Annotated in this window: 14 protein-coding genes and 1 riboswitch; of the genes, 7 read left to right on the top strand and 7 right to left on the bottom strand. The window is 41.5% G+C overall.

The genetic code is table 11. From position 1 onward, the window contains the following. A partial coding sequence (locus VJY63_RS03920) for a transposase (protein WP_324048440.1) occupies positions 1 to 347 on the top strand: 347 nt, incomplete at its 5' end. 69 nt (positions 348 to 416) lie between these two features. Here VJY63_RS03920 and rmf read toward each other — a convergent pair. Further along, on the bottom strand, positions 417 to 635 hold the full coding sequence (gene rmf, locus VJY63_RS03915) for a ribosome modulation factor (protein ID WP_324048439.1): 219 nt from the start codon (positions 633 to 635) through the stop codon (positions 417 to 419). Positions 636 to 808: 173 nt separating this feature from the next. On the opposite strand from rmf, the gene rlmKL reads away from it, so the two are divergent. Continuing rightward, positions 809 to 3,061, top strand: a complete 2,253-nt coding sequence (gene rlmKL, locus VJY63_RS03910) for a bifunctional 23S rRNA (guanine(2069)-N(7))-methyltransferase RlmK/23S rRNA (guanine(2445)-N(2))-methyltransferase RlmL (protein ID WP_324048438.1) — start codon at positions 809 to 811, stop codon at positions 3,059 to 3,061. 229 nt (positions 3,062 to 3,290) lie between these two features. Here the strand turns inward: rlmKL and VJY63_RS03905 are convergent, their stop codons facing one another. Then, positions 3,291 to 3,635, bottom strand: a complete 345-nt coding sequence (locus tag VJY63_RS03905) for a helix-turn-helix transcriptional regulator (RefSeq protein ID WP_324048437.1) — start codon at positions 3,633 to 3,635, stop codon at positions 3,291 to 3,293. A 292-nt stretch (positions 3,636 to 3,927) separates the two neighbouring features. Between VJY63_RS03905 and VJY63_RS03900 the strand changes: the two genes are divergently transcribed. From VJY63_RS03900 to VJY63_RS03890, 3 genes are all read left to right on the top strand, one after another. Continuing rightward, entirely contained in the window at positions 3,928 to 5,118 is a 1,191-nt protein-coding gene (locus tag VJY63_RS03900) for a hypothetical protein (protein ID WP_324048436.1), read from the top strand. Between the two features lie 135 nt (positions 5,119 to 5,253). Further along, on the top strand, positions 5,254 to 5,451 hold the full coding sequence (locus tag VJY63_RS03895) for a hypothetical protein (protein WP_324048435.1): 198 nt from the start codon (positions 5,254 to 5,256) through the stop codon (positions 5,449 to 5,451). 89 nt (positions 5,452 to 5,540) lie between these two features. Beyond that, on the top strand, positions 5,541 to 6,068 hold the full coding sequence (locus tag VJY63_RS03890) for a hypothetical protein (RefSeq protein ID WP_324048434.1): 528 nt from the start codon (positions 5,541 to 5,543) through the stop codon (positions 6,066 to 6,068). 71 nt (positions 6,069 to 6,139) lie between these two features. Here the strand turns inward: VJY63_RS03890 and VJY63_RS03885 are convergent, their stop codons facing one another. The 3 genes from VJY63_RS03885 to VJY63_RS03875 form a co-directional block, all read right to left on the bottom strand. Continuing rightward, on the bottom strand, positions 6,140 to 6,307 hold the full coding sequence (locus VJY63_RS03885; protein ID WP_324048433.1) for a hypothetical protein: 168 nt from the start codon (positions 6,305 to 6,307) through the stop codon (positions 6,140 to 6,142). Between the two features lie 160 nt (positions 6,308 to 6,467). Next, positions 6,468 to 6,800, bottom strand: a complete 333-nt coding sequence (locus VJY63_RS03880) for an AAA family ATPase (protein ID WP_324048432.1) — start codon at positions 6,798 to 6,800, stop codon at positions 6,468 to 6,470. Between the two features lie 237 nt (positions 6,801 to 7,037). Next, the gene (locus tag VJY63_RS03875) at positions 7,038 to 7,799 is read right to left on the bottom strand and encodes a phosphotransferase (RefSeq protein WP_324048431.1); all 762 of its coding nucleotides are present in this window, start codon (positions 7,797 to 7,799) and stop codon (positions 7,038 to 7,040) included. Next, positions 7,790 to 7,895: riboswitch (TPP riboswitch) on the top strand. It overlaps the preceding gene by 10 nt. Between VJY63_RS03875 and thiB the strand changes: the two genes are divergently transcribed. Together thiB and VJY63_RS03865 are read left to right on the top strand one after the other, a co-directional pair. Then, positions 7,884 to 8,924: a thiamine ABC transporter substrate binding subunit gene (gene thiB, locus VJY63_RS03870; RefSeq protein ID WP_324048430.1), complete on the top strand. Its 1,041-nt coding sequence runs from the start codon at positions 7,884 to 7,886 to the stop codon at positions 8,922 to 8,924. (Overlaps the previous riboswitch by 12 nt.) Then, positions 8,924 to 10,516, top strand: a complete 1,593-nt coding sequence (locus VJY63_RS03865; protein WP_324048429.1) for a thiamine/thiamine pyrophosphate ABC transporter permease ThiP — start codon at positions 8,924 to 8,926, stop codon at positions 10,514 to 10,516. Before thiB ends, VJY63_RS03865 begins: the two co-directional genes overlap by 1 nt. Positions 10,517 to 10,868: 352 nt before the next feature. Here VJY63_RS03865 and VJY63_RS03860 read toward each other — a convergent pair whose 3' ends face one another. Next, positions 10,869 to 11,159, bottom strand: a complete 291-nt coding sequence (locus tag VJY63_RS03860; RefSeq protein WP_324048428.1) for a type II toxin-antitoxin system RelE/ParE family toxin — start codon at positions 11,157 to 11,159, stop codon at positions 10,869 to 10,871. Further along, positions 11,152 to 11,373: a TA system antitoxin ParD family protein gene (locus tag VJY63_RS03855; protein ID WP_027847662.1), complete on the bottom strand. Its 222-nt coding sequence runs from the start codon at positions 11,371 to 11,373 to the stop codon at positions 11,152 to 11,154. The genes VJY63_RS03860 and VJY63_RS03855 overlap by 8 nt, the downstream gene beginning before the upstream one ends. Positions 11,374 to 11,458 lie beyond the last annotated feature (85 nt).

Raw genomic sequence — 11,458 nt, 5'->3', positions numbered from 1 at the left:
GCGGTGAAATTTATGTGGGTAATGTCAGCAGCTTAAAACTCGTTAAAACCAGAATGGCTAAGTCAGTGCTGGACGCTGGCTGGGGTCAATTAAAAACAATGTTGGACTATAAATGCGCTCACGCAGGCATTGTTTTTAAGGTAGTGAACGAAGCGTACACCACCCAAACCTGTTCGAATTGTGGCAACTTGCCCGAATCGAGGCCGAGAGGTATCGCAGGACTTGGAATAAGAGAATGGACTTGCAGTGGGTGCGGTGCCACGCACGACTGCCGTGATGTTAATGCGGCACAAAACATTCTTGCGGTCGGACATGGCCGTCTAGGAGTAGGAATCCCTGTCCTTTAGGGCAGGGAGGATGTCAATAGCATGAGCCTTTATTAGATAACTCGATACGGTATGATCGAGCTTAGGCGGTTAGGAGTTGCCGATGGTAACGGCGGGGTTTTTATGAATAGCAGACACACCGTTCATTCCTGACCACCGATCTTCCCTACCTTCACGCCAGCCATTCATCCAGCTAGTGCGGACTTCATCTTGTTCGCTAGGGCATTTATCCCGAGATTGACCAGACAAGCCAATTTTATAACCACGAGTGTAAACGCTATGGGTACGATCACGTTTTTGACGCTTCATAGAGTACAGCCTCTTGTTTATTGTTAAGATAGTGCTTTCATCTACGGCAGGTCATCTGAATGCCTCGCCTCTATTGATAAGCCAGATGACTCAGTATTGATAGCTTTATTTATTTATCAGTTTCATGTTTTTGATTACCCAACATAATTGCTCGACTTAAAAAGGCGTTACCGATGACCCCCTTGAATCGTATGTATACCGTCCATGTCACCTGTTCGCGTGGCCTAGAACAACTGCTTGCCGAAGAGCTAGCAACACTGGGCTTTATTGATCCACGCGCTAGGGTAGGGCGGGTAACGGGTGAAGCAAGTTTAGACAGTGCTTACCGCGCCATTTTGTGGTCACGCCTTGCTAACCGTGTATTACTGCAAATTGATACGGCTTTTGTAGAAACGGCTGAAGATTTAAGCAATTGGCTATCCTTAGTGGATTGGAGTGAACACCTGCTAGGTGATGGCACTTTATTTGTAGAAGTTTCAGGCACTACACCACAGCTACGCAACACTCACGACACAGCGCTGCGCGTCAAAGATGCCGTGGTTGATTATTTTAAACAACAGCAAGATCGCCGCCCTTCCGTCGATAAAACGCGCCCCGATGTACGCTTTCATTTGCGTTTTGATAAAGGTCAAAAAACCGTTTTAAGCCTTGATTTAGGTGGTGTTAGCTTGCACCAGCGTGGTTATCGCTTACAAGCAGGTTTAGCCCCTTTAAAAGAAAACCTCGCAGCAGCTTTGTTGCTGCGTGCCGGTTGGCCAGCTATGGCGGCAGAAGAAGCGGTATTGCTCGATCCTTTCTGTGGTTCAGGTACTTTGCTTGCCGAAGCTGCTTTTATGGCATTAGACGTTGCACCCGGCTTAATGCGCCCTTGGCACGGTTTAGAAACTTGGTTAGGGCATCATCCCAGCATCTGGCAAGCGTTGGTGGATGAAGCAGAAGCCCGCCGTGCAGCTAGCGCAAATAAAGTTTTAAACTTTGAAGGCAGCGATCAAGATTCCCGCGTTATTGACATGGCAAAAGACAACCTAGAACGTGCTGGCTTATTGGATAAAGTGCGTTTGTTTGTTCGTCCGTTAAGCGAATTACCGCCAGCTTTTGCGTCACGTGGTTTGTTAATTACCAATCCACCCTATGGCGAGCGTTTAGACAACTTGCCTCAACTAGCTGTTTTATATGCAGGTTTAGGTCAGAAAGCCAGTCAACATTATGCACATTGGAAGCTAGCACTATTTACCAATAACCAAGAATTAGCCTACCGCATTCCATTACGCCCGTATAAAAACTATCCGATTAACAACGCCACTTTAGAATGCCGTTTGTACCTATTTGAAGTACCCGAAGCAGGTACTCATTTATTTACTAGTAAAAGCAAGCCGATAACAGCTACTGCTGACAGTTTGAATGAAGCGTCTGAAAGTGTTGCAAAAGCATCAACCGCAGCAGAAATAACAGAAATAACAGAAGTGCCAATAACGATTCGACCTTTAAGTGAAGGCGCACAAATGTTTGCTAACCGCTTGGCTAAAAACTTAAAGAAATTTTCGCGTTGGGTTAAGCGTGAAAACATTAGCTGCTACCGCCTGTACGATGCGGATATGCCAGAATATGCCTTAGCCATAGACATTTATAACGACCAAGTACACGTTCAAGAATACGCGCCACCAGCTACCATAGATGAGAGCAAGGCACAAAGGCGTTTAATGGAAGCCTTGCAAGCCATTCCTAGCGTACTTGATGTTGCGGCTGACAAGATTCATTTAAAAACCCGCCGTAAACAAACAGGTAAAAGGCAGTACGAAAAATTTGCTGACCAAGGCGTATTTTTTCCCGTGCACGAAGGGCAGGTTGAGTTATTGGTCAACCTTACCAACTACCTCGACAGCGGCGTATTTTTAGACCATCGCCCCATTCGACTGCGTATCGCTAAAGAAGCAAAAACAGCACGTTTCCTAAACTTATTTTGTTACACCGGTGCAGCAACTCTTCATGCAGCAGTAGGCGGCGCGATTCATACCACCAGTGTCGATTTATCTAAAACCTACCTAGATTGGCTAGAGCGCAATTTACGTTTAAATAAGCTGGATTTAAAAAAGCACAGCCGTGTGCAAGCCGACTGCCGCGAGTGGTTAAAACAAGATCGCGGCGCTTATGATTTAATTTTTATGGACCCACCTACTTTTTCTAACTCTAAGCGAATGCAGGGTACTTTAGATATTCAGCGTGACCAAGAAGAGTTGGTTGATTTAGCCATGGCACGTTTAAGTACCGACGGCTTACTAATTTTCTCAAATAACTTACGTGGCTTTAAAATTAGCCCCGAGATTTTAGAAAAATATGAAGTGGTGAATATTACCCGCCAAACGCTTGATCCTGATTTTGAGCGCAACACTAAAATTCACCAGTGTTTTGAAATTAGGCATCTATAGCACTTTTCCATAATAAATCTAGGTCAGCTAACCACTGGCCTATTTTTTTCCAAGAATCTGCACATTTTTGCTTTGCTTATAGTGGTATTTTGTATGTTTAAGGTGTGATAAGGGTAAGCTTAAAAAAGCGGTAATTGTGTTGCTTATTATTAGCTATCCAAATGTTTAAGCAGATGTCCTTTAAGAATTTTCTCATTAACTATTACTGACTCTAACCAAAAAATTGCTACTAACTATCAAGATGAGTTGCTAGCGTCTCAACAACACCAAGAATCATTACTCTGTCTTCGCTACTGAGTTTTGATAGCAGGTTCTCTATATGGTTAGCTTGATCCGTAGCTCTAGCACTAGCCTCCGTTACAAGATCGGCAATGCTGCACTCAAATATATCTGCAAACTCAGCTAATCGCACTACCGTAGGCAAAGCTACGCCACGCTCAATTCTTGATACCGCCTCAACTCCAATCCCAAGCTTTTCTGCAACTTGCTCTTGAGTAAGATTGCTAAGCAAGCGTCGTTTAGCAATTATACGCCCTACCACTGTAGCTAATTTCTTCATTTCAGTTTTCGACATAGCTTCTCCAGAATCAACTCACATGGTCTGGTATCAACTCAACAAGATGAAGAGCCTAAAAGGTTGCTATACAACCTTTTAGGTTGGTAGAATCAAAGGCGCATAAATACATGCAAACCTCCCAAGGGGAGTTTTTAAATATGCTATTAATCAAATGGAGTTACATATGGCTATGTCATTTTGTCGAGGCTGCGGAAAAGAAATTCATGAAAGCATCTTAGCCTGCTCATACTATGGAGCTACGCAAGCAAATACTGACAAAGTTTTAAATTTAATTTATTAAGGAAAAATAATGAAAAAACTTATACTACTTTCGCTCCCAGTCTATTTTTTATTAGCTCTTACTGCCTGCGGTGACTCCAGCATCGACGCTGTTAAGTCTGCTAATCCACATGAGTTAGATTTTAATTTTTCACAAATATTTGATAATGGACCAATTTGTAAAAAAACAAACTGGTCTTCTAGCTCTGATGAATACAAGCGTAAAATAGTTACTATGAGCTGTGACTTTAGTATCTCAAAGTCTGCCTTAGATGAAGTTAAAAATAAAAAAATAGCTTCAATTAATAATAGTACAGAAAAAAACTTATCTACTTTTGAAACGTACCAAAAAAAGCTTGAAGAAAAGATAACTAAATTTGAAGCGGCTATAGTTGAAGTGAATTCAGCTTATGACCATAATCGTTTAATTAAAATTAAAGAGATGAACTTAACAGAGGAAAGCGTAAAAGAACTATCTAATGATGATTTCTATAAAAGTGATATACACAAGTCACATTTGAAAAAAATAGAGGATCTAGAAAAAGAAATTGCAAAGCATGAAGAAAAAAAACTAGAGTACTTATCACTCAATCCTCGTGATCATGCATCTACGGGCTTAACATATGGGCAATTAATTGCTCATAAAGAATATGATATAAAACGGGCGCAAGGTAAAATTGAAGATGAAAACAAAATCAATGAAAATAATAAATTAAACCATAACGATAAGATACACATGCTAAAAAATAGCAGTGACACGGTGAACCCTGATATCCGAGACAAGTGGTACAGTCAATCTCACCGCCAATATTATAAAGCTATCTTTTTTGATCAACAGCTTAAAGAGTTTATATCTGCAATAGAATATAATAATTTAATTGCTGATGAATACATTGAAAGCAATGCTTTATTTAATAAAATAAATATAAATAAAATTACAAGTTTTTTTAGTAAAGAAATTCGCGGTAAAATACAAATGGATTTTATAGTTAATGATGGGTTTGTTGAAATACAAGATATTTATTTAAGCTTGTTGAATAAAAAAATTGTAGGTAATGAACTTGATAATAATATTTATAATTTACTAGTATCCCCTAGTAGTGATCACACCATTAAAAGCTGGAATGCTTTTACCGCAAACTTATCCTCTAACGAACTAAAGTTAGAAGATTTTAATTTTACTTGTGATGCGCAGTCAGGCCGTTGTAATAAAACAAACTAACTACCATTGCTAAAAAACAAAGTGTAAACCTACTCTTCGAGTCGATGGGTCAGAGTCTATAGGCCTTTTCGGTGGAAAATATACAAAGAAGCTTACGACTACGTAGTGAATAGGAAGTCAGCCCTGGCTTAGATCATGAAGTGCCAATCAGTAACAAGGCATAAGGCTGGCTGTATCGTGAATGATGCAAGCGACTGGGCAAAGAAAATCATGAACAGTCTACGCTACTCGCTAGAGCTTTTTCAGCGTGTTATCACGGTAAGTTTAAAGACTATGAAAACACTGAATGAGGTATTGTTTGAAGAATTACAGGCTATTGCACTAGCAAGTTAAATCTAAGATAGTATTATCTTGCTATGATTAAGCAGATGCTATTGCAGTCACTAATAGAGAAGTAATCAATCGTCAAGCTGAGAAAAGTTATGAAAAAAAATTCTGATAGTTTTAAAGCAAAGTTCGTAAAAGTGCATCGTGAAATTGATGTTTTAGATGTGAAAACAGATACTAAAGAAGGTATTTTCTTTAGAAACCATATTTATACACAAGATGAATTATTAAAGTCTGAGCATCTTGATAAAGTGTATTCTATTACAGGAAAAATAGGGGATGACGTAACAAATTGGCATATAAGAGGAAAGCTAAGTGAGGAGGCAAGAAATTCTTATGATTGGGAGAGGCAGGTAACGGATTCTAAGCTGAGTAACTTAAAAACAAAAATTGCAGAAAGAAAGCCCACATGGTGGGAGAGTTTCAAGAGTTCTGTAAATAGCTTTATCGTTCTGGTTATGGACAATATCCCTGAATTAGGTGGCTGGCTTCTTGATCTAACACCAAATTTAAGAAAATATTTACCTAATCCAGTTGTTTCGTTCGTTGCGATTGGGTTGACAATATTAAATAATAGACAAAGGGGACAAAAGAGATTATCCCACCAAGAAAACAATATTTAATGATTTGCATCGTATTGTTTAGATAGGGAATTGAGGCCAAGCAGAGGCCAAGGGGTCAGAGTCATCACAAGCTAGAAATGCTCTTTAACCGCTTGCGGGCTTTCTAATGCACGACCTTTGCTTAAACGCTTACGTGACAGTTGCTTAGCCATGATTAAAATATCGTCTTCAGTCACAAAGCCAGATTCCATAATGTAAGTGCCTGCCTGTGTACCCGCTTTAAATTTGTGATAGCGCATAATGAGTTTCCTTTAAGCATAAAAAAGCCACCGCTTAGGGTGGCTAGAGTTAAGTTGGTTGGGCTAAGTAGATTGTAAGATGGGCTAGTGCTGTTGGCTTGGGTTGTTAACCTTTGCTTCTAGCTTGGCGGCTAAGGGCAACGTGGCAACGCTCCCTTCACTAACCTCTTGCATAATTTAATTCCATTTCACGGTCGTACTGGGACAACTCCTCATCGAGGACAACGATATTATCGAGTTGGTTAAGCTGGCTTTCCTGCTCGATAACTAGCGTGTCGTTATCCATCATTAAAGCTATATAGCGTGGCTCTATTTCCCCATCACGCTTGGAGAGTAAATCGAGCTCTTTCAGTAAGAAATAACTGTGCGTTGCGGCGATCAGCTGAATACCGTTTTCTGACAAGATGTGCATTAAAGCGGCAATTAGTTTGATCAGCTTTGGGTTTAGGTTCGCTTCAGGTTCATCCCAAAATAAAGTATCACCAACAGCCAAACTACCGTTACTAATTTACGTAAACCTTCTGCCAGAAGAGTGATCTCACGGCTCAATAATCAGGTTTAACCCTTTGGAAAACTCAAAGTGAGCCTGCTTAAACTGGGTGAAATTAGTTAGCTGTAACTGCTTCAACATAGCGCCTCCTTAAAACTCCAAGGTAATTTACCCTGAGCATCATTTTTTAATGATGGGCAGTTTAACGGAATTAGAGTTGCACTTCAGCCCTAGTGATATTTACTCTATAGCCTGTTTCCATAACAAATCTAGGTCAACTAACCAGCGACCTAGGCTTCGCCAAGGGTTAGTGTAAACAGTTAGGGGTGGCAAAGCTGCTTCTAGCTGTGTCTTTTCGTCGGTAGTTAAGTTCATAAACCTATCTAAAGAAACCGCATCTAGCCAAGGGTTCCCTAAGGCGGCATATTCCCAATCGAGCAGTATCCACCTTTCGTTATTTAACAAGAGGTTGCCGGCGTGCAAGTCATGGTGGGTTAAGCGATAACAACTGGTGGGCCAGCGTAAGCTTTCATAAACCAGCTGCTCTAACAAAGGGCGGTTGGCTGTTTTGCTACCGGCAAGCTGCCAATAACTATTCAGCAGTTGTGGGTAGTTTTGTGGCGCGATAGGGCAAGGGTTTTGCCAAAGTTCAATAGCTAGGTTAATCAACCTTTGCCTTGCTGTATTACTTAATTCGGTAATTTTAGGGTGCTCGCCTTCAGCTAAACGCATTAACACACCTAAATCACCGGCAACTAGCAATAAGCGCGGTACCCAAGCTTTATTTTGCAAACAGGTTAATAGTTTTGTTTCTCGCCGATGATCCACGCCCGGCGCTTGCCCAAATTGTCGCCACACCAACTTACCCACAGGGCTAGTAAGTAGCCAATGGCTATTGCCAGTACCTTCGGCAAAAAATTCAGGTTCTTTTAAGGGGCGATAATCAGCGGGTAAGTCGGGCAACTGTAAAACTATTTTTGAGTTAGAATGGGGCTGTCTCATCGGGGTGCTCACGGTTTGTACTTGTGTGGCTGAGAAAATCTACCCGCTGAACCTGATCCGGCTAATACTGGCGTAGGGAGTGGGATGGACAAGGTAATTCTAATCATGAAGCAACACTTCTCTGGTTTTAACTTCGCTAAGTTTAAGTGGAGCAGTTTATTATTGCTGCCACTGCTGTTAGTTTTTGGCAGTTTATCGGCTGCTACCTTAAATGTTTATACCTATTCTTCTTTTACCAGCGATTGGGGGCCAGGACCTAAGCTAAAAAAGGTCTTTGAAGAGCAATGTGCTTGTCAGCTCAATTACATTAGCAGCGACGATGGGGTAAGCCTTTTAAACCGTTTACGTTTGGAAGGTAAAAATACCCAAGCGGATGTGGTAGTTGGCCTAGATGATGCGCTGATGACCGAAGCTCGTAGCCTAGGTTTGGTGCAGCCGCATAATTTGGCTTTAGCCGATTTAAAACTAAAATCTGAACTCAACTGGCAAGCCGCTGATTTTGTACCCTTCGATTTAGGCTACTTTGCCTTTGTTTATGACACTGAAAAAACGCAGCCAGTCGTTTCTATGGCAGAGCTGTTAAAAAGTGATGCGCGAATTATTTATCAAGACCCACGTACCAGCACACCGGGTCAGGGTTTATTAATTTGGATGCAGGCTATTTATGGCGATAAAGCCGACCTAGCTTGGCAAAAAATGCGCCAACGTACCGTCACTGTTACCAAAGGCTGGTCTGAAGCTTACAACCTATTTTTACAGGGTGAAGCGGATTATGTGCTGAGTTATTCCAGCTCACCGGCTTACCATTTAATTGCTGAAAAATCGGACCGTTATGCTGCGGCACTGTTTAGTGAAGGCCATGCTCGGCAAGTAGAAGTGGCTGCTTTGGTGTACTCTTCGAAACAGCTTGAACTAGGCAAACAGTTTTTAACTTTTTTATTGAGCGAAGAAGCCCAAAAAATAATTGCGGTGAATAACTGGATGCTGCCCGCCCGTGAAGGCGTGGAGTTGCCCAAAGCATTTTCGCAGCTCATTCAACCTAAAGCGATAGGTTTTACGCCAGAAGAAATTCACCAAAATCGCCAGGCTTGGATTCGCCAGTGGCGCTCTGCTGTTAGTCGTTAATGTTGAAAAGTCTGTCTTTCAAAAACCTGTCTTGTTCAAACTTGGCTTTAGGGCTGCTACTGACACTTTTATTAGGTAGCAGTGGTTTGGCTTTGCTGGCGCTAACAGGTTGGCAAACTGCGCCTGAAGTACAGCTATGGCAAGATCTTTGGTTTTGGCGGGTTTTAAAGTTTACGCTTTGGCAAGCTTTGCTGAGTAGCTTTATTTCCGTACTGCTGGCACTGCCTTTAGCCCGTGCTTTGGTGATGGATGCAAGGCTACCGGCTAAAGCCGCTTTTTTACGTTGGTGTTTGTTGTGCTTTGTGATGCCTAGCTTAATTTTAATTACCGGCCTAGTGGTGATGTTTGGTTTCAGCGGTTGGCTAACCCCTTTTTTAAATTTAGTTTTTGGTGATGGCTGGTCGCTATACGGTTTAACCGGTATTTTGCTGGCGCACGTATTTTTAAACCTGCCCTTAGCCATTCGAGTGTTAACGTCTCAGTGGGATAGTATTCCTTCGAGCGTTTGGAAAATGGCCGCTCAGTTACATCTAACAGGCTGGCAGCGGTTTTTATTGGTGGAATGGCCTGCGCTGCGTAGCGTTCTGCCTGCCTTGTTGGGTTTTATTTTCTTGCTGTGTTTTAACAGCTTTGCAGTGGTATTGGCTTTGGGCGGTGGCCCTGCTGCAACTACTTTAGAAGTGGCAATTTTTCAGGCCTTAAAATACAACTTCAATCCTTCTGAAGCGCTTTTTTTAGCAGTGACTCAGTTATTAGTTGCGGGTAGCTGTTTTTGGCTGTTTAGCCGTTGGGGAAAGTTAGAATGGTTAGCGCCTGCCAGTGCTGGGCAAACTTGGCGACCACAAACTAACCGTTTAACACTTTGGCTGGGGCGGTTTTTTTACTTATTCATTGCGCTTTATTTAACCCTGCCAGTGTTAGGTTTATTACCCACAGCCGTTAGCAAAGGTTTAGCAGGGTTGCCTTGGTTAAAGCTATTTAAAGCCAGTGGTTGGTCTTTGTTATTTGCTTTAACTGCCAGCTTATTGGCAGTGTTTATGGCTTTGCAGTTGAGTTGGGTATCCAGCAATCAACAACAGAAAAATGGGTTAACGCGTTTAGTGCCTGTGGCAGCACTGCACCATTTAATTATTCCCGGCATGGTATTAAGTGTGGGTTTGTATATTTTCTTTATGCCGCTAATTAACTGGATGGACTGGGGTTGGCTAGCGATTATCTGGTTGAATACACTGATTGCTTTGCCTTTTGCTTTTTCGCAACTAAAGCCAGCGGTATTTAGTTATCAAGCCAATTACCAGCGTTTAGCGGCTAGCTTAGGTTTACCTTTTGGAGTGTATTGGTGGCGCGTGGTTTTACCCTATTTAAAACCCGCATTACAAAGAGTCGCAGCAATTTCGCTGGTATTAACCTTGGGTGACTTTGCGATTTTTGGTATTTTTGGACAGCCTGAATACACCACTCTGCCTTGGTTGATTTACGAACTAGCAGGCAGTTATCAGCTAGCAGCAGCGGCTTTGGCTTCGTTATGGTTACTGGGGTTAGCTTTTATAGGTTTAATACTGTTGGAAAGGAAGAGTGACGTTAAATGCTAAAAATTAACCACCTTGAATTAAAGCTAGGCGAACAAACTTACGGAACGAGTCAACCTCTTTTGAACTAGCTTATTATTATTGGGTTTAGCTTTAGTATTGAAAGACTTAGGGTTATTTTGAAAAGGCAAGCCTAAGCAGAAAAATGAGCATACCTAATAATATTGAGTGGCTATATCAAAAACTGCAAAATGCAGATTTATTGCCGTATGTAGATAGTAAAGTTATACCTAAAAATACTCTTGAACTTAAACAAATTAAGCATCTACAGACAATTAGAAATACATTTACACATCAACAACCAGCATTATACGTTTACACTTTTGAAGAGCTTATAGAGTCAGCTAACAGGGTGCTAGCAAGAGGCTTTGATGTCTCTGTAAAAGTTTTCATGAGTACCAAGCACCATCAGTTCGAGTGTCATAATGCTATCTTGGTAGCTATAGCCAAGTAGAGTAAGCTGCTTAACCATCTTGAACTTGTGAACGCGCAAAAATATGAGGTCTCCTTTTTTGAGTTCTCCTATAAAAGGATCTTCCATAATGGCTTTGATAGCATTATCCAGATCATTTTTCTGATTTGCGTGCAGTTTTTTAACCGCTTTTTTGAAGCTTGGTGTTTGTAAAACGCGGTTTACTCTAGCCAAAAGTATATTCCTCAAGCTTACCTGCTTCTTTTTCTGCTTGGGCAATAATGGCTTGTTTAACAAACTCGTAGGGAAGATCGGGGTTGTCTTCCATCATTTCTCCAATTTTTGCCCAATGCTCAATTTGCTTAGGCGTTGTTCTGCTAAAAGCCTTAGCCATGATGGAGGCTTTTTCTACGAGTGCTTGGTCGAGTCTGATGCTTGCGGTAGACATAATTTTCTCCTTGTATGGAATTACGATTGTAGCGTTGCGCCACATTTGTAGCAAGAAGCTATCAACTAGCTGCAGCGGCTTTGGC

Source organism: Marinospirillum sp., assembly GCF_035271045.1.
In the GTDB taxonomy this organism is placed as follows: domain Bacteria; phylum Pseudomonadota; class Gammaproteobacteria; order Pseudomonadales; family Halomonadaceae; genus Marinospirillum.
Note: the sequence above shows the minus strand (reverse complement) of the source record. Positions and strands in the feature narration are given on the sequence as shown.

Bases quoted from the DNA above. Each gene is read 5' to 3' on its own strand.
- rmf (WP_324048439.1), bottom strand. From the start codon at position 635: ATGAAGCGTCAAAAACGTGATCGTACCCATAGCGTTTACACTCGTGGT.
- rlmKL (WP_324048438.1), top strand. From the start codon at position 809: ATGACCCCCTTGAATCGTATGTATACCGTCCATGTCACCTGTTCGCGT.
- VJY63_RS03890 (WP_324048434.1), top strand. From the start codon at position 5,541: ATGAAAAAAAATTCTGATAGTTTTAAAGCAAAGTTCGTAAAAGTGCAT.
- VJY63_RS03900 (WP_324048436.1), top strand. From the start codon at position 3,928: ATGAAAAAACTTATACTACTTTCGCTCCCAGTCTATTTTTTATTAGCT.
- VJY63_RS03865 (WP_324048429.1), top strand. From the start codon at position 8,924: ATGTTGAAAAGTCTGTCTTTCAAAAACCTGTCTTGTTCAAACTTGGCT.
- VJY63_RS03875 (WP_324048431.1), bottom strand. From the start codon at position 7,799: ATGAGACAGCCCCATTCTAACTCAAAAATAGTTTTACAGTTGCCCGAC.
- VJY63_RS03885 (WP_324048433.1), bottom strand. From the start codon at position 6,307: ATGCGCTATCACAAATTTAAAGCGGGTACACAGGCAGGCACTTACATT.
- VJY63_RS03855 (WP_027847662.1), bottom strand. From the start codon at position 11,373: ATGTCTACCGCAAGCATCAGACTCGACCAAGCACTCGTAGAAAAAGCC.
- VJY63_RS03895 (WP_324048435.1), top strand. From the start codon at position 5,254: ATGAAGTGCCAATCAGTAACAAGGCATAAGGCTGGCTGTATCGTGAAT.
- VJY63_RS03905 (WP_324048437.1), bottom strand. From the start codon at position 3,635: ATGTCGAAAACTGAAATGAAGAAATTAGCTACAGTGGTAGGGCGTATA.
- thiB (WP_324048430.1), top strand. From the start codon at position 7,884: ATGGACAAGGTAATTCTAATCATGAAGCAACACTTCTCTGGTTTTAAC.